At 72.7% G+C, this 17,279-nt stretch carries 11 protein-coding genes; 6 read left to right on the top strand and 5 right to left on the bottom strand.

The annotated features are described in order from the left end of the window. Positions 1–2 precede the first annotated feature (2 nt). Both KF837_34220 and KF837_34215 read right to left on the bottom strand, forming a co-directional pair. A complete protein-coding gene (locus KF837_34220; protein MBX3232432.1) occupies positions 3–1,805 on the bottom strand; it encodes a S49 family peptidase in 1,803 nt (600 codons plus the stop codon). Then, complete coding sequence (locus tag KF837_34215; GenBank protein MBX3232431.1) at positions 1,802–3,973, bottom strand: zinc-ribbon domain-containing protein; 2,172 nt, start codon at positions 3,971–3,973, stop codon at positions 1,802–1,804. Before KF837_34215 ends, KF837_34220 begins: the two co-directional genes overlap by 4 nt. A gap of 333 nt (positions 3,974–4,306) precedes the next feature. Between KF837_34215 and KF837_34210 the strand changes: the two genes are divergently transcribed. After that, positions 4,307–5,380 carry a hypothetical protein gene (locus KF837_34210; protein ID MBX3232430.1) on the top strand — a complete coding sequence of 358 codons (1,074 nt, stop codon included), beginning with the start codon at positions 4,307–4,309 and terminating at the stop codon, positions 5,378–5,380. An 18-nt stretch (positions 5,381–5,398) separates the two neighbouring features. Here KF837_34210 and KF837_34205 read toward each other — a convergent pair whose 3' ends face one another. Together KF837_34205 and KF837_34200 are read right to left on the bottom strand one after the other, a co-directional pair. Then, complete coding sequence (locus KF837_34205) at positions 5,399–6,223, bottom strand: class I SAM-dependent methyltransferase (protein ID MBX3232429.1); 825 nt, start codon at positions 6,221–6,223, stop codon at positions 5,399–5,401. An 86-nt stretch (positions 6,224–6,309) separates the two neighbouring features. Continuing rightward, entirely contained in the window at positions 6,310–7,014 is a 705-nt protein-coding gene (locus KF837_34200) for a HEAT repeat domain-containing protein (GenBank protein MBX3232428.1), read from the bottom strand. 120 nt (positions 7,015–7,134) lie between these two features. Here KF837_34200 and KF837_34195 point away from each other — a divergent pair, with 120 nt between their 5' ends. The 5 genes from KF837_34195 (at position 7,135) to KF837_34175 (ending at position 16,350) form a co-directional block, all read left to right on the top strand. Beyond that, the gene (locus KF837_34195; protein MBX3232427.1) at positions 7,135–7,965 is read left to right on the top strand and encodes a peptidoglycan DD-metalloendopeptidase family protein; all 831 of its coding nucleotides are present in this window, start codon (positions 7,135–7,137) and stop codon (positions 7,963–7,965) included. 234 nt (positions 7,966–8,199) lie between these two features. Then, complete coding sequence (locus KF837_34190) at positions 8,200–9,588, top strand: serine/threonine protein kinase (GenBank protein MBX3232426.1); 1,389 nt, start codon at positions 8,200–8,202, stop codon at positions 9,586–9,588. Beyond that, entirely contained in the window at positions 9,588–9,962 is a 375-nt protein-coding gene (locus tag KF837_34185) for a lipoyl domain-containing protein (protein ID MBX3232425.1), read from the top strand. The genes KF837_34190 and KF837_34185 overlap by 1 nt, the downstream gene beginning before the upstream one ends. Positions 9,963–10,008: 46 nt before the next feature. Next, positions 10,009–10,779, top strand: coding sequence for a DUF481 domain-containing protein (locus tag KF837_34180; GenBank protein MBX3232424.1), 771 nt, complete (start codon positions 10,009–10,011; stop codon positions 10,777–10,779). A gap of 63 nt (positions 10,780–10,842) precedes the next feature. Then, on the top strand, positions 10,843–16,350 hold the full coding sequence (locus tag KF837_34175) for a hypothetical protein (protein MBX3232423.1): 5,508 nt from the start codon (positions 10,843–10,845) through the stop codon (positions 16,348–16,350). On the opposite strand, the gene KF837_34170 is transcribed toward KF837_34175, so the two are convergent. Beyond that, positions 16,347–17,219: an LD-carboxypeptidase gene (locus KF837_34170; protein ID MBX3232422.1), complete on the bottom strand. Its 873-nt coding sequence runs from the start codon at positions 17,217–17,219 to the stop codon at positions 16,347–16,349. The two genes, KF837_34175 and KF837_34170, sit on opposite strands and share 4 nt — an antisense overlap. Positions 17,220–17,279: the final 60 nt, after the last annotated feature.

Below are 17,279 nucleotides of genomic sequence, written 5' to 3'. Positions count from 1 at the left end.
GCTCACCTCACCGTCAACGCAAACGGCACACAGACCGCCGTGCGTTCCCCCTCCGCGAGCGGCGCCATGCTCGTCACGAACGGCACCACGTCGGGCGCGACCCGCTCGAGCACCGCGAGCGGGCTCGTCCGCGCGCGCACCGCCTCCTCCACCCCGCCCGGCTCGAGGCCGTCGAAGAGCCCGCTCCGCCCCTGCACCGTCGCGACGTGCGCCTTGTCGTCGAGCTTCGCGAGCGAGCGCGCCTTCGCGATCGCCGCCCCGAGCCCGCCGATCTCGTCGACGAGCCCGAGGTCCTTGCCCGCGGTGCCGCTGAAGATCTTGCCCTCCGCGTTCGCCGCGACCTGCTCGCGCGTCACGGTGCGCCCGCGCGTCGAGCGCCCCTCCGAGACGCGGGAGAGGAACAGCTCGTAGACGCTCGTCATCGTCTCGAGCACGCGCGCGCGGGTGGGATCGTCCCACTTCACGAGCGGCGAGAGGTACGCCGCGCGCTCCGCCGCGCCGGGCTTCCCTTCGTTCGCGGGGAACGTCTCGGCGTGGACGCCGATGCGCTCGAGCGCGTCGCCGCCGCCGATCTTCCCGCCGACGACGCCGATCGATCCGACGATGCTCATCGGCTCGGCGAAGATGTAGTCCGCGCTCGACGCGAGGTAGTAGCCGCCGCTCGCGGCCATGTCGCCGACGCTGAAGACGAGCGGCTTCTTCTTCCGCAGCTTCATCAGGTGGTGCCACATGAGGTCGCTCGCGAGCGCGCTGCCGCCCGGCGAGTCGATGCGCACGACGACCGCCTTCACCGCGTCGTCCTTCTCGAGCTTGTCGATCGTGCGATCGAAGTCCTTCTCGACGATGCCGCCGCGACCGCCGAGGATCCCGTTGCCGCCCGCGCTCATCGAGATGCTGCCGGTCGCGCGGACGAGCGCGATCGGCCCCGTCACGCTGCTCTCGCCCGCGAGGGCGCGCACGAGGTCGTCGAAGTCGCCGTCGTCGTCCCCCGCCCCCGCGCCGAAGACGACGCGCTCGCGCGCGGCGCCCGACTCCTCGCGGAGCTTCTTCGCGCAGTCGTCCGCGTAGCCGACCTCGTCGACGAGGCCGAGGCTCTTCGCCTTCTCCGGCGCCCAGGGCCCGTCCTCGACGACCTCGGGCGTCGCCTTCGGGCGCGCCTCCGCGAGCGTCGTCGTCCACGCGGCGCGGAGGTCGGTGAGCACGCTCATGAGCGACGCGCGCGCCTCGGGTGAAGGTCCGTCGCGCGTGAGCGGCTCCTCCGCGCCCTTGAACTTGCCGACCTGGAGGAAGTCGATCGAGAGGTGCAGCTCGTCCGCGAGCAGCCTCCGCATGTAGACGATCTGCGCGGCGAGGCCGATCGACTCGACCTCGCCCGCGGGCGACACCCAGATCGACGAGCAGCCCTTCGCCGCGAGCATCAGCGTCGCGTTGGAGAGCCCGTCGGCGTGGCAGTAGACCTTCTTTTTCTCCTTGATCGCGGCGAGCATCTCCGCGATCTCCTGCGCGCGCGCCGCGCCGATCGACGCGCTGCCGAGCTTCACGAGGACGCCCTTCGAGCGATCGCCCTTGTCGTCCGCGACCTCTTTCGTCGCGCGGAGGAGCTCGTCGAAGGTCTTCCGCCCCGGCGCGGAGAACAGGCCGCCGGCGGACTGCTCCGGCACGCCGCCGGTGAGGTCGAGCACCGCGACGGCGGGGCCGGTCTTCTTCGGCGGATCGCTCTTCGGGCCTTCGGACTTCGGGCGTCCCTCGCACGCGAGGAGCGTCGCGAGCGACGTCGCGAGCGCGAGCAGGGCGGCGGCCCTCAACTCTCGCTCCGCTGCTTCACGCGCGCCGGGTAGGTGCCCTCCGGGCGCGTGTCGACGATCTCCTTGTACATCTTGCTCGCCGTCGCGTGATCCCCCGACTCCCACTCGACGTCGGCGAGGCCGATCAGCGCCGGCATGTAGTTCGGGTTGATCGCGAGCACGCGTTTGTACGCCGTGCGCGCGGCGGGGAGATCCTTCTGCTGGTACGCGAGGAGCGCGAGGCCGTTGAGCGCCTCCGAGTCGTTCGGGTTCTTGTCGATCGCCGCGTTGTAGAGCGTGCGCGCGCGCTCGAGGTCGCCCTTCGCCCGCGCGCGCTCGGCCTGCGCGAGCATCTCGCGCGGATCGGCGGGGACGCCGCCTCCACCCCCACCCTGCGCCGGCGCCGGGGCGGCGCCGCTCGGGCCTGGCTTCGGTTCGGTCGCGGCCGCGACGATCCCGGCGTCGCCCTTGCCCGCCGCGGGCTTCGCGCGATCGGCGAAGGCGCGGAGCAGGGGCAAGAGCGGGTGCGGGCGCGGCATCGCGTTGAGGCGGTCGACCTCCGCCTTCGCGCCCGCGACGTCGCCGGAGAGCGTGAGCGCGTACACGAGCGCGGCGCGGCCGCGGCCGGGGCCGGTCTCGACGCTGCTCGCGGTCTTGAGCTTCTCGACGAGCTGCGTCCACGGCGGCTCGGGATCGGTGAGGTCGAGCGCGGCGAGGACGTAGGCTGCCTCGGGCTGCGACGCGCTCCCGGCGATCTTCACCGCGAGCGCGCGGGCGCCGTCGCGATCGCCCTCGATGCGGAGCGCGTCGACCTTCGCGCGCACGGAGGCGGGGTCGTCGGGCGCGACCGCGAGCGCGTCGTCGGCCGCCTTCTTCGCGGCGGCGGCGAGCTCGATCACCTCGCCCTTCGCGATCCGCTGCTCGTCGGCGGCGTCGGGGGAGAGGAGGCGCTGCTTCAGCCACGGCAGGTCCGCGCGCGCGGCCGCGAGGCGCGCGCGCGCGAGGAGCACGTGCGGGTCCTTCTCCGCGAGCACGCTCGCCTTGTCGAAGCTCTCCTTCGCGAGATCGAGGTTGCCGTCGGCGAGCGCCTTCTCGCCGCTCACGAGCAGCCCGGCCACGCGCGGATCCGCTACCGGCGCGGAGGCGACGGGCTTGGTGGGGCCGGCGAGGATGCCGTTGTTCCGCGCCCAGAACGCCCCCACCCCGAGGAGCCCCGCGATGACGACGACGGCGACGATGAAGCCGCCCACCGGCCGCCGCGCCTTCGCGACCGGCAGCTCGGGCACCGACTCGTAGCCGGTCCGGCGATCGCGCTCCTCCTCGATCTCGGCGAGGAGCGACCGCGCGCGCGGCGGCGGCGCGGAGACCTTCACCGGCTCGGGCGGCGGCGGGGCCGGCGGCGGTGGGTTCGTGCGCACCGGCGGCGGCGGGTTCGTGCGCGTGCCGGCCGGCGGCGGGGTCGGCGGGGCGGAGCGGGCCTTCTCCGGGAGCGGCGGCGGAATGCTCGGGACGCTGGGGACGCTCGGCCGCTTGATCGGCACGGTGTGCATCGGCTCGCGACCGGCGCGCACCGGCACCGGGGGCGGGGTCGACTTCACGGGCGGGGGCCGCGGCGGCGCGGGGACGGGGCCGGGGCGCGGGATCGCTTCTTCGTTCGAGAGGGGACCGGTGCCGATGAGCGTCGCCTTCCCGGGCGCCCCGCCGATCGGCTCGATCGGCTCCGACGACGGCGGCGGCCCGGGAAATTCGGGCTTCGTCAGCTGCCGCGGCCGCACCTGCCCCTGCGCCTGCGCCTGTTGCGCCGCGGCGGCGGGCCCGAGGCCGTCCTGCGTCTTCGACGAGCGCGCGGGGCTCTGCCCCCTCTTCGCGGCCTCCCGCTGATCGAAGAACGGCGCGAGCTCCGGGATCTGGCCGATCGCCTTCGGCGGTAGGCCGCCGCGCGACAACCGGTCCGTGCGCTCGACGAGGTAGCCCTGAATGGCGCGCTGCAGCTCGCGGAGCGACGTGAAGACGAGCGTCCGCCCGTCGCCGGTGGTGACGTTCCAGTAGTCGGCGGCGACGTCGCCGCCCTCGCGCCGAATCTTGAACTTGTGCCCACAGTTGGTGCACTTCACGGTCGTCCCACGACCGCTCACGAGGGCGTCGTCGAACTCGTACTCGGTGTTGCACCGCTCGCACTTGACGTCCATCTCGAGGCTTTTCGACGCTATCACGGGTTTTGCACGAAGGCGGGTCTCTCAAGCAACGTCGGGGGCTCCGCCCCCGACACCCCCGCCCCAGACACGGCCCTCGCGCGGAGCGCTCGGGGCGCTTCGCGCCCGCTTGCGCGGCCGCTTCTGGGGCCCCGGGTTCTCGCGGGCGCTTCGGGGGCCCGGTCCTGGCTGGGGCGCTGGGTCCTGACTGGCGTGTCCACGGGGGGCGTGAACCGGTGTCCACGCATGGGCGTGAAGCTGCGAAAAATGCCGGGTGTTGCGTGGCTTGTCTGGGGCACGACGGTTGCTACCCTCAGATGGCCAATGATCATGAAGCGCCTGCTCGCGTTTGGTCTCTTCGGTCTCGGGACGGCGGTGCTCTTCGGCTGCCCGATCTACCCGTCGGATCGTGACCACCGCGTCTGCCTCGCGGGCGAGTGCTACGAGTGCCCCGACTCGTTCTACTCCGACGCGTGCAACGACTGGCGCTGCGATACGAGCAACGACTGCCCGAGCGGCTACACGTGCAACAGCGATCATCGCTGCAAGCTCACGAGCGGCACCCCGACCACGCCGCCGGCGGACGGCACGTGCGGGAAGCCGGCCGACTGCGCGCCGGGCACCTCCTGCGGCGCCGACAACAAGTGCCACGCCGGCGCGTGCGACGAGCTCGGCTGCCCCTCCGGCTTCGTCTGCGCGCTCCAGAGCGGCTCGAACGGCACACCCGAGTGCATCCCGATCGACGCGCAGACCGACGGCGGCTCGAGCACCTCGTCGTGCAAGAACGACCGCGACTGCCCGAGCCCGGCCGGCTCGCGCTGCCTCACCGGCAAGTGCGTCGCCCCCGGCGACCAGTGCGTCGACGCCACCCAGTGCGCGGCGGACGCGCAATGCGTGCAGGGTGCATGCACCCCGAAGTGCAGCGCGGTCAAGGCCTGTCCGACCGGCTACGCGTGCGACGTCGCGAAGGGCGTCTGCACCGGCGAGAACCCGAACCCGTGCAGCAGCTCCGCGCAGTGCACGAGCGGCAAGGGCACCGTCTGCGTGCAGGAGCACTGCGTCGAGCCGTGCGGCGCGGGCGGCACGTGCGCGGCGGGCCTCAAGTGCGTCGACGGCGGCTGCACCCCGGACCAGCAGCCGGTGTTCACGTGCGCGACGGACGGCCAGCAGGGCGAGTGCCAGCAGGGCAGCATCTGCCTCCGCCACAGCTGCTACATCGCGTGCGACGCCGACGCGGGCGCGGCGGCGTGCAAGAACGCCGACACCTTCAACACCTGCAAGTCGGTGACGACCAGCTCCGGCACCTACTCGGTCTGCGGCTCCACGAACAACCTCGGCTCGGAGTGCAACCCGACGAAGGCGTGCGGCCCCGCCCTCGTCTGCATCGACGGCTACTGCCGCTGAGCGCCGTCGGCCCGTCCTTCAGCGCTTCCGGCCCGCCGCGACGCCGACGTTCACGTCGAGCTCGAACGTCGCGTCGCTCCAGTACTTGTCGATCGCGTCGCGCACGTAGACGAACGGATCGAGCGGCCCGATCGGATCGGCCGCGGGCCCGAGCTCGGCGTGGAGCTCGGGCAGCAGGACGAGCCGGGTGACGGGGTCCTCGAAGAAGCGCCGTCCGCCTTCGAAGCGCAGCGTGCGCGTGCGGACGTCGACGGAGACCTTGTCGAGCCCGGCGTCCTCGAGCTCCCGCGCGAGCGACTCGTCGCTCGGCCGCGCGGCGGCGGCGGCGTCGACCGCGGCGGAGAGCCCGTCGATCTCGTGCTTCAGCGCGCACTCGCGCAAGAGGTCGTGCACCGCGAGGAACGAGCCGCGGAGCGGCATCGCGACGAGCACCTGCCCGCGCGGCGCGACGAGGCGCACGAGCTCCTCGACCACGGCCCGCCGCGCCGCGCGCTCCGACGGCGCGTGGAGCGTGAACGCGTGCGAGAACACGCCGGCGGGGAACGGGAGCGGGAGCGTCTCGCCGACGCGGTAATCGAACGCGATCCCCGCCCTCCCCTCCACGAGCGCGAGCGCCTTCGCGCGCGCGAGCTCGATCGCATGCGACGACGAATCGACGCCGTGCACGTGCGCGTTCGGCAGCTTCTCGATGAGCTCGCGATCGGGGTAGCCGGTGCGGCACCGCACGTGACAGACGCGCGCGTCCTTGCCCGCGACCATCTTGTGGAGCACGCGCTCCCCGAAGAAGGAGAGGTAACGCGGAACGACGTGCGTCTCGAAGACCGCCGTCTCCTCGTGTTTCATCGCAGGGGGCTCTGCCCCCCGCACCCCGCTGCTCGCCGACGCGGGTGGGAAGGGCGTTCCGATCCGGGCTGCAAAGCAGGGCCTCTTTAGCGGCGGCCCTTCTTTTGGGGCGGGGGCGGAGGGGGTTTGCGCGGGGGGACGGGGGACATTTCGGCGGCCATTTCTTCGAGGATCTCCTTGGCCTCGTGGGCGAGGTCGGCGATGGAGACGCGCTCGCCGCCTTCGTCGTCGTCGAGCTGGACCTGGCGGCCGTCCTTCTCGAGCTTCGCGAGGAACGGGATGGAAGCCGGATCGCCGAGCTCGGCCATGGCCTCGATCGCGGAGGCCACGACCTCCGCGTCCTCGTTCTGGAGGAAGCGGCCGAGCAGCTTCGCGCAGCCGGGCTCGCCGACCTCCGCGAGGAGGAACGGCAGCTCGCCGAGCGCCGCGCTGCCCTTCGGCAGGCGCTCGAGCGCGCGCTCGATGCCGAGGGCGACCTCCTTGAAGCGATCGAAGGCGAGCCCCTCGAGCCCCTCGCCCGCCGCGACGCGCGCCTCGGGCGACGGCCCGCCGAGGATGTCGATGAGGAGGTCGACGACCTTGTCGCCCTCGAGATCACCGAGGAGGAGCGCGATGCGGATGAGCCGGATCGTCGCCTCCGCCTCGTCCTCGAGCTTCAGCGCCTCCGCCGTCGCCTTCGCGAGCACGGGCACGAGCTTCGTGTCCCCCTCCCCGCGCAGCGCGCTGTGATGCGCCCGCGCGGCGCGCTCCGCATCGAACAATGCCGTCAGCGTCTCTTCGACAGAAGCCATCGCGCGCACTTCTAGCACGACCGCCCCTCCGAGCGGCGTCGCGTGGAAGTTCCCGGCGCCCTCCGCCTTTGCCGCGAACACGAGCGGGCATAGTCGGGGACGCTTGATAGTCTGTCGTTCATGAGCCGCTGGGCCTGGACGTTCGGTGCGATCGCGACGTTCGTGCTCCTCGGCGCGCGGTCGTCGGCGCTCGTCCCCGCGAAGCCGCGAGCCGCGCCCGCGCCGGCGCCGGGCGCGGCGACGCCGGACCTCCTCGCCGGCACCTGCCCGCCCGGCACCGCGCCGGACAACGACGCGTGCGTCCATCTCACCGTCCTCGACGAAGGCACCGCCGCGGAGTCGCGCACGAACACCCATCGCGAGCGCTCCGGCCGCTGGTCGACCTACGACCAGATCCCGCGCTTGCCCGAGCGGCCCGCCGACTACGACGCGTACCGCTACCCGATCCCGCCCGGCGTCGCCGGCGGCCACTACGTGGTGTCGGGCTACGACCTCGATCAACCCGACGCGAAGCAGCGCCGCGCGCCGACGCTCTCGCACGTCGGCCACGGCGCGGTCGATCTCCCCCAGGTGAAGGGCACGCCGGTCGCGATGATCGCGCTCGAGCACCAGGAGGGGCTCGCCGAGGTGCTCTACGCCGGCACCCTCTTCGGCACCACGGTGCTCACGCGGCACACGCTGCGTGAGGGTGGGCGGTTGCGCGACTACCTCATGCTCCTCGGCCACCTCGACACGATCGCGCCCGGGATCTCGGCCGGCGTGACGGTCCCGGAGGGCCAAACCGTCGGAACCGTGGGCGACTCGGCCTCGCCGCGCTTCGTCCACCTCCACCTCGAGGTGCGCCGCGTCCGCGACGGCGTCGACCTCGGCAAGGTCCCTGCCGGCGCCCCGATGATCGCAGACTCCGTCACCGTCGTCTGCGATCCCCGGAACGTGCTCCCGCTCAAGTGACAAGCCGCTTGCGTGATGGAGCCGCTCGCGTAGCGTTGAGTGACGGCCGTGTCTCTGCCCCACCCTTCCCGCACGGAAGACACGGTGTCGACCACCACACCGACAGACCCGAAAGCCCTCGTCTGTCCCCACTGCCGGGTCTCGTGGAACGAGACCGAGGCGCCGGGGGTCTGCCCCAACGACGGCAAGAGCCTGGTCCGCGCGAAGGAGCTCGCGGCGGCGGAGCACGACCCGATGGTCGGGCGCACGCTCGAGGGCCGCTACACGATCACCGCGCGCATGGGCTCGGGCTCGATGGGCACCGTCTACCGCGCGAAGCAGCACGCGATGGGCCGCGAGGTCGCGATCAAGATCCTGCGCGGCGACCGCGCGGTGGACGACTCCGCGAAGGCGCGCTTCCTCCGCGAGGCGCGCGCGAACTCCCTCCTCGCGTCGCCCAACACCGTCACCGTCTTCGACTTCGGCCAGTCCGAGAGCGGCGAGTTCTACCTCGCGATGGAGCTCCTCGAGGGCGAGAGCCTCGGCCAGCGCCTCTCCCGCCTCGGCCGCATCCCCGTCCCCCTCGCCGTCGACTGCGCGCGCCAGACGCTGCGCTCGCTCTCGGAGGCGCACGCGAAGGGCATCATCCATCGCGACCTCAAGCCCGACAACCTGTTCTTCGCGCGCATGCTGACGAGCGCGACCGCCTCTTCTCCCGCCGGCGACGGCCACGAGGAGATCGTGAAGGTCCTCGACTTCGGCATCGCGAAGATGGTGCGCGGCGGGAGCGTCGACAGCTCGCTCGACGTCGTCGAGACGCAGGCCGGCACCGTGTTCGGAACGCCGCGCTACATGAGCCCCGAGCAAGCGCAGGGCAAGCCCCTCGACGCGCGCACGGACCTCTACTCGCTCGGCGTCATCCTCTACCAGATGCTCACCGGCCGCCCGCCCTTCACCGACACCGACGCGGTCGTCGTGATGGCGCGTCACATCAAGTCGGTCCCGAAGCGCCCGAACGAGGCGGTGCCCGACGCGAACATCCCGAAGGAGCTCGAGGACGTCGTGATGCGTTCGCTCTCGAAGCTCCCGGAGGACCGGCAGGCGAGCGCCGACATCTTCGCCGGCGAGCTCCTCGCCGCGCTCGAGGCGCAGGGCGCCCTCACGAGCGGCGTCCGCGCGTCGATCACGAACGCGGCCGGCATCCGCGTCCCCGACTCGCTCCGCCCGCCGCCGATCTCGCTCCCCCCGCCGCCGGTGTCGCGCTCGAGCGGCCCGTCGCCCGGCGTCCTCGCGACGATCAGCGTCATGGTCATCCTCTGCGCGGCGGTCGCCGTCTACTACGGCATGGCCCGCCGCAAGCCCGCGCCGCCGGCGCCCGAGCCCGCCGTCACCGCGAGCGCGAGCGCGTCGCCGACCGAGAGCGCGCCGCCGCCGCCACCACCGCCGGAGCCGCTGCCTCCGCCGACCGCCCTCGTCGAGACGAAGCCGAGCGCCGCGCCGTCGGCGTCGACGCCGCCCCCGCCGAAGCACAAGCCGCGCGTGAAGCAACCGCCCGCCTCCGCCCCGGCGACGAACACCCCGAGCCCCGCGCCGCACCCCGCCCCGAGCCCGGCGCCGGCCTCGAGCTACGGCGTCTTCGAGTAGTGCGCGACGTCATCGCCGATCTCTCGGAGGCGATCCCGACCGGCGTGCTCGTCCGCTGGTCGTGCAAGCCCGGCGATCGCGTTCGCGGCGGCGACGTGATCGCGGAGATCGAGACCGACAAGGTGACCGCCGAGCTCGAGGCCCCGAGCGACGGCGTGATCGTCCAGCTCCTCGTCGCCGAGGGCGCCACCTTCGATCGCGGCGCTCCGCTCGCGCGGCTCGACCCCACCGGCACCGCCCCCGTCATCGCAGCGCCGCCTCCGGTCCGCGCCGCGCCGGTCGCGCCGGTCCGCGCCGAGCAACGCTGCCGCTTTTGCGATGCGCTCCGCATCGCCGGTCGCCACGACTGCCCCCGCTGCGGCGCCCCGCTCTGACTTCCGCATTTTCTGCGACGCGCGGGCGTGACAGAGGTGGCGGACGATGAAGAGGCTCGTCCTTGTGCTCTTTGGTCTGCTCGCCGTCGGGTGGCCTCGCGTGGCGTGGGCGCAGGTGAACGCCGAGGCGCTCCGCAGCACGCTCCGCGCGAACCCGAAGTTCCTGTGGTTCGACGCCGGGCTCGCGGGGCGCACCGGCAACACGCGAACGCTCACGTTCTCGGGCGCCGTCTTCGGCGGGCTCACCGGCGGCGACCACCTCGCCTTCATGCGCGCGTCGGCGGACTACGGCGAGGCGGTCGGCGTCACGACCGTGTCGCGCTGGACGGCGCATGCAAGATACAACTATCGCGCGACCGAGATCGTCGCGCTCGAGGCGCTCGCGCAGGTCCAGCACGATCGGTTCCGCCGCATGGCGGTGCGCGACCTCTACGGCGCCGGCCTCCGCTTCAACTACCTGAACTGGAAGTACCTCGAGCTCTTCGCCGGGACGACCTACCTGTTCGAGCACGAGAGGATCAGCGCGTCAGGACCCTACTTCGGCGAGAACAACTACTGGCACCGCTGGAGCAACTACGCCGGCGTCGACTTCCGCGCGACCCCCACCGTCGACCTCAGCTCCGTCACCTACGTCCAGCCGCGGTTCAACCAGTTCTCGGACTTCCGGCTCCTGAGCGAGACCTACGTCTCGTTCACGATCACGAAGATCCTGTCCGCGCGCGTCAGCGGGAGCCTCTGGTTCGACAACGACCCGCCGGCCGGCGTCCTCAAGTACGACCTCGAGATCAAGAACACCTTGACGATCAAGCTTCAATAAGCGGAAGCGTGGGCGACGCAAGTTGTGGGATCCCTGGCGATTCTGGTACCTTCGCCGAGGGCCATGGATCGCGCCGAGATCGACCGCCTCGTGCAGCGGCTCGTCGAGAATCCTCATGACGAGGAGGCGCTCGCGTACGCCCACGAATCGGGCGAGGCCGACCCCAAGAGCTACGCGATGTTCCTCGAGCGCGTCGGCGGGGAGACGCGCGACCGCGCCTACGCCGCGCACTGGCTCTCGGAGGCGGCGAACGTCTGGTCGACGACGCTTCACGACGTCCACCGCGCCGCCCGCATCCTCATGATGGCGCTCGAGAAGGACCCCACCGCGCAGGTGGCGGCCGAGCGCCTCGCCGAGCTCTATCGGAACAAGGGCGACAGCAAGGCCCTCGTCGCGCTCTACGACCGGCGCGCGAAGGCGCTCACGCCCCTCGCCGCGAACCAGCCCGAGATCCGGAGCGAGCTCGCCACGCTCTACGAGCAGCTCGCGCAGCTCTGGTCCGAGCCGCCGCTCAGCCAGCCGAAGAAGGCGATTGAGAGCTACAAGAAGGCGATCGAGTTCGACCCCACGAGCGCGTTCGCGATCTACAGCGCGCGCGAGCTGTACAAGCAGCTGCAGCAGTGGTCCGACGCGCTCCCGCTCTACGGCGCGGAGCTCGATCTCGAGCAGGACCCGCAGCGCCGCGTCGGCCTCCTCCGCGACGAGGCCGCGACGCGCAAGCTCGCCGGCGACCTCCAGGGCGCCACCCGCGCGCTCGCGATGGCGCGCGAGATCGACAGCTCCGATCCCGCGCTCCAGCAGGAGTACGCCTCGAGCGTCCTCGACCGGATCCAGGCCGGCGAGGCGGTCCCCGCCGACGAGCGCAACTACGCCGCCGAGCTCCTCGTCGCGCTCGCGGAGACCTACGAGGGCGAGCACGGCCTCGCCTACGCCGCCGCCGCGCTCGACATCGACGGCGGCAACGACCGCGCGATGCAGCTCCTCTTGCACTACGCGCGCGCGGTGGGGCAGCCGCCGGACATGCAGCAGCGCTGCAACGCGTACCTCTCGTCGAACCCCGCCGGGGAGATGGTGCAGGACGTCCGCTCCGCCCTCGCCTCCGCCGGCGTGAGCTCGATGACGTCGGAGCTCGCGCCCCACCACAAGGCGGGCGGCGGCGGCATGTTGTCCTCGCAGACGCAGGACCGCTCGATCCTCGAGGACACCGGCGTCGGACCGGCGACCGCGAAGCGCACGAGCATGGCCCCGCCGAAGACCTCGGCGCGCCCGAGCCCGATGATGGAGCCGGAGCCCGCGTCGGAGCGCGAGCCGGAGACCAGCTACGGCCGCGGCTCGCAGTCGATCCACCGGCGCGGCGGCGGCGATCTCACGCCCGACAAGATGCAGGGCATCCTCGACGCCGCGCAGATGCTCGTCGGCAAGGGCAAGAAGCCCGAGGCCTTCGCGAAGTACAAGGAAATCCTCGAGGCCGATCCCGCGCACCCCGAGGCGCTCTCGTGGACGGAGGACTACCTCCGCAGCAAGCGCGACTACGGCCAGCTCCGCGACGTGCTCCTCGCGTCGATCCGCGCGACGCCCAACGCGCCCGAGACGGTGGAGTCGCGCAAGGAGCGCCTCCGCGAGATCGCGGGGCTCTGCGAGGGCAACCTCCGCGACGTCGACGGCGCGATCTCGGCGTGGCGCCAGCTCCTCACCCTCGACCGCAAGGACGAGAGCGCGCGCACCGCGCTGATGCGCCTCCTCGAGAAGTCGCAGCGCTGGGACGAGCTCGCGAACGTGCTCGAGCAAGAGGCGACGATCGAGAGCGACGTCGAGACGAAGGTCTTCCTCGAGAAGCGCCTCGCGCGCCTGCAAGAGGACAAGCGCCGCGATCTCGTCGCGGCGGGCGACGCGTGGAGCCGCATCGCGCGCCTCGTCCCCGACGACGACCACGCCGTGCTCACCGCCTCGAAGCTCTTCGAGCGCGGCGATCGCAACGACCTCGCCGCCAGCGTCATCGCCGAGAGCGCGTCCGGGATCGACGATCCCGTCCCGCGCGGGATGCTCCTCCGCCGCCTCGCCGAGCTCCGCGAGCAGCTCGGCGAAGCGATCAAGGCGGGCGACTCCTACGCCGAGGCCGCCGACGCGCTCCGCGACGGGCGGCTTTGGGACGAGGCCGATCGCCTCTACTCCGGCGCCGAGAGCTGGGAGAAGGCCGCGAACGCGGCGTACCAGCGCGGCCTCCTCACCGGCGACCTCAAGCAGCAGGCCGCGTGTTACGCGCGCGCGGCGGAGTACCTCACGCGCGCGAGCCGCCCCGACGAGGCGCTCGTCCGCCTCGAGGAGGCGACCGAGTTCGATCCGCTCAACGACGACTACGCGAACCTGCTCGTCGATCGCTACAACCAGGCCGGCAACGTCGACAAGCTCGTCGCCTTCCTCACGAAGCGCGGCGACCGCCTGACCGATCGCAACAAGCGCATCTCGATCCGGCGCGAGGCGGCGACGCTCTGCGCGAGCCGGCAAGACGACAAGGAGCTCGCGCGCGAGCTGTGGCTGAAGCTCCTCGAGGACGGCGACGATCGCGAGGCGCTCGAGCGCCTCATCGACGACGCGGTCGAGCGCGAGGACCACACCGAGGCCGCGACGCTCCTCCGCCGCCTCGGCCAGAACACGGTCGACCGCGCGGAGAAGGCGCGCGTCGCGCTGCGCGAGGCGGAGCTCCTCGCCGACGGCGTCGGCGACATCGACACCGCGATCTCGCGCTACGAGATCATCCTCTCCGATCTCGATCCGACGTGCCGCCCCGCGCTCCAGGCGATCGCCGACCTGCAGGAGAACCGCGGCGCGCTCGCGGAGGCCGCCGACGCGCTCGAGCGCGAGCTGAAGCTCGTCGCCGACGTGCAGGAGCGCGGTCAGATCGCGGCCCGCCTCGCCCGCCTCTACGAGAAGCTCGACGATCCGCGGAACGCGATCCGCGCGCTCGACCTCGTGCGCAAGGCGGACCTCGAGGACTTCGACGCGCTGACGCGCCTCTGCGAGCTCTGCGAGATCACGGAGCAGTGGGGCCGCGTCGCGGAGCTCCTCGTCGAGCGGATCGAGATCGAGGCGGACGAGCGCGAGGTGGTGGGGCTCACGACGAAGCTCGCCGCGATCCTCGCCGACAAGCTCGATCGCGGCGACGAGGCGCTCGGCGCCCTCACCGACCTCGCCGATCAGGGCGAGCCCTCGGTGCGGACGGCTTACATCGAGCTCGGCGATCGCCTCGGCTGGAAGGGCATCGTCGCGAGCAAGCTGAAGGAGTGGTGGTTCGACGCGCGTCACGGCGTCGAGCGCACGAACGCCCTCCGCGGCGCGTTCGAGCGGTTCGCGGACGTGGGTCGCGACGCCGACGCCGTCACCGTCGCGATCGAGCTCGTTCGCACGAAGGGCGCCGACAAGAAGCTCGCCGATCACCTCGAGGAGCTCTCGGTGAAGACGGGCGATCACGACGCCCTCACCGTCGCGCACGACGTCCTCACGCGCGAGGTGCAGGGGGTCGAGCGCGCGCACGAGCTCGTGCGCCAAGCCGAGGTCCGCGCGCGCGCCGGCACCGCGCGCCAGGACGCGATGGCGCACGGCGAGCAAGGCATGGTCTTCGTGCCGCCGGCCGACGCGGAGCCTCTCCTCGAGCGCCTCGCCGCCCTCGCCGCGAAGCCGGCCGACGTCATCGATCTCTACGAGCGGCAGATCACGCGGAGCAAGGCGCCGCCGGATCGCGTCCGCGCGCTCGGCCGCGCCGCGCAGGTCGCGTCCACGCGCGGGCAGCCCGAGCGCGCGCGCGGCTTCTTCGAGCTCGGGCTCTCCGGCGCGCCGAGCGAGGAGACGGTCGCCGTGCTCGAGAACGCCGCCCACGAGGGCGACAAGATCAGCGGCGGCGATCGCCTCCGCCGCGCGCTCTGCGCCGCGCTCGCGGCCGGCGGCCACGGCGCGCGCGACGGCGGCCGCACGCGCGCGAACCTCCTCCGCCGCGCGGCCACGCTCGCGCACCGCGACCTCAACGACGCGGAGCAGGCGTTCACGTGGCTCGGCGACGCGCTCGTCGCGCACGTCGACGGCCTCACCCTCGACATGCTCGAGCAGCTCGGCCTCGACACGAACGACGCGCGCCGCGCCGAGAACGCGCTCACCCACGCGCTCTCCGAGGTCTTCGACGGCCCGCTCGTGCGCCAGCTCCTCGCCCGCCGCGCGAAGATCCGGCGCGAGCAGCTCCAGGAGCCGGTCAACGCCGCGACCGACCTGAAGAAGCTCCACGACCTCTCCCCCACCGATCAGCAGGTGATGGACGAGCTCGCGGGCCTCTTCATGGAGCTGAACGACTACAAGTCGCTCGTGCAGCTCTACGAAGACCAGATCCTCCGCGGCAAGGACATGAACGCGCGCGCCGAGCTCGCGCGCAAGGTCGCGCGCATCTGGGAGGAGCAGCTCGCCGACGCGCGCGAGGCCGCCGACGCGTGGCGCCGCGTGCTCCGCATGCGCGCGGGCGACGCGGAGGCGACGCAGGGCCTCGAGCGCGCGAAGACGAACCAGCTCAAGAAGCCGGAGGGCGATCCCGCGTTCGTCTACGCGCCGCCGAAGCTCGTCTCCGATCAGCCTGTGCCCCCGCCGTCGCGCGCCGGCGCGGCGCCGAAGAGCGTCTCGCAGCCGCCGCCCGCTCCGACCTCGCCGTCGCAGCCGCCCAAGCGTCCCTCCGCGTCGCGCGTCCCGGTCGCCGCGCCCGCGCCGCCGCCGGTCCCGTCGACGAGCGTGCCCACCATCGCGCGAGGTCCGTCGGTGCCGCCGCCGCGCGAGGAGACGCGCACGGGCGAGACCGCCGCGACCGCGCGCCCGATCGTGACCGGCCCGCGCTCGGCCTCGACCCCGCCGACGAAAGGCGTGAGCAGCATGCCGCCGCCGCTGCCACCGAAGGCGGCGGCGCCGGTCGAGGACGAGATCGACGCGCAGTTCGAGCGCCTCGAGTTCGGCGACTCACCGACGAGCTCCAGCATCGAAGCGGTCCCGCCCGTCCCCGTCCCGCCCGTCCCGCACGACGACACCGCGGCGACGCAGGCGCGTCCGCCCAAGAACGCGAACGGCAACCTCGGCGTGCGCCGTCCGCCCGGCCTCTCCTTCACCGCGACGCACGACGAGGCGACGGAGTCCGGCCAGATCGTGCCCGCCACGCTGAGCCGCGAGCCGAAGCGCGCCTCGCGCGTGCCGCCGTCGGCGCCCGCGTCGGAGCCCACCGGCGCGACGGGCGTCTCGACCGATCGCCCCGCGCAGCCGCCCGCGATCGACCTGCTCGGCGACAGCGAAGAGGTGAAGACGGTCGCGCCGGGCTCGAGCCCGAACGGCCCCGAGACGATCGACGGCGCGCCGCAGACGGCCCCCGGCGGCGTCGAGGACAACGACGACGACTTCGAGGATCCGACCGGCGCCGGCATGCACCTCGACCTCGAGTCGACGCACCCCGGCTCCGAGGACGGCATCATCATCGCCGACGACCTCGCCGAGTCGATGGACGACGAGACCGGCACCTCCCCGACGGTGCCGCCGTTCACGCGGAACGGCTAGAACCGCAGGACGCCGTTCTCGAGGCGCGCGACGCGGCCGAGCGGGAACGCGAAGTTGGGGGAGCCGTGGCCGAACGGCGCGTCCGCGTAGATCGGGACGCCGAGCTTCTTCGTGCGGTCGCGGAGGACGTGCTCGACGGTGACGCCGTCGGGGCCCGGATCGCACTGCGTGAAGCCGCCGAAGACGATCGCGCTCGCGCGGGCGAGGTGGCCGCCGAGGAGGAGCGCGGTGAGCATGCGGTCGATGCGGTACGGGCGCTCGGTGACGTCCTCGAGCACGAGGATCGCGCCCTTCGGCACGTCGAGGAGACCGCTCGCCGCCATCGCCTCGAGGAGCGCCAGGTTGCCGCCGAAGACGGGGCCTGTTGCGTCGCCGGGGACGATCGCGCGGAGGTCGCGCCACTCCGGCGGCGGGCCCGCCTCGAAGGCGGAGATGAGCGAGAGGCGCTCCGCGGCGGAGATCGAGCGGCCGAGGCCGGTCACGTTCGGCGCGTGCACGGTCGGGACGCCGCGCGAGCACGCGACGACGTGGAGCGCGGTCACGTCGCTGAAGCCGGCGAGGTGCTTGGGGCGCGCGGAGAAGTCGCGCCACGGCAGGCGATCGACGATGCGCATGATCCCGTAGCCGCCGCGTGCGGCGACGATCGCGCCGACGTCGGGATCGAGCATCGCGGCGGAGAGCACGGCCGCGCGCGTGTCGTCGTCCCCCGCGAGGTAGCCGTCCCGCGCGAGGACGCGGCCGTCGATGCGGAGCCGATACCGCGTCCGGAGCCACGCGAGCCCGCGAAATAGCTCGTTCCGATCGAACGGGCTCGCGGGCGCTGCGATCGCGATGAGCGAGCCGGGGCGGAGCGGCGGGGGAGGATTCAATTCGCCCGTGCATCGTACTAGCTTGGCACCGTGAACGAGACTCGTTCGCTCGCACGGCGT

It is taken from the genome of Labilithrix sp., from assembly GCA_019637155.1.
In the GTDB taxonomy this organism is placed as follows: domain Bacteria; phylum Myxococcota_A; class Polyangia; order Polyangiales; family Polyangiaceae; genus Labilithrix.
This window is presented reverse-complemented; position numbering and strand designations above follow the sequence as displayed.

Excerpts from the sequence above, each read along its gene's own strand:
- KF837_34190 (MBX3232426.1), top strand. The coding sequence starts at position 8,200 with ATGGTCGGGCGCACGCTCGAGGGCCGCTACACGATCACCGCGCGCATG.
- KF837_34175 (MBX3232423.1), top strand. The coding sequence starts at position 10,843 with ATGGATCGCGCCGAGATCGACCGCCTCGTGCAGCGGCTCGTCGAGAAT.
- KF837_34215 (MBX3232431.1), bottom strand. The coding sequence starts at position 3,973 with ATGGACGTCAAGTGCGAGCGGTGCAACACCGAGTACGAGTTCGACGAC.
- KF837_34210 (MBX3232430.1), top strand. The coding sequence starts at position 4,307 with ATGAAGCGCCTGCTCGCGTTTGGTCTCTTCGGTCTCGGGACGGCGGTG.
- KF837_34195 (MBX3232427.1), top strand. The coding sequence starts at position 7,135 with ATGAGCCGCTGGGCCTGGACGTTCGGTGCGATCGCGACGTTCGTGCTC.
- KF837_34205 (MBX3232429.1), bottom strand. The coding sequence starts at position 6,223 with ATGAAACACGAGGAGACGGCGGTCTTCGAGACGCACGTCGTTCCGCGT.
- KF837_34200 (MBX3232428.1), bottom strand. The coding sequence starts at position 7,014 with ATGGCTTCTGTCGAAGAGACGCTGACGGCATTGTTCGATGCGGAGCGC.
- KF837_34180 (MBX3232424.1), top strand. The coding sequence starts at position 10,009 with ATGAAGAGGCTCGTCCTTGTGCTCTTTGGTCTGCTCGCCGTCGGGTGG.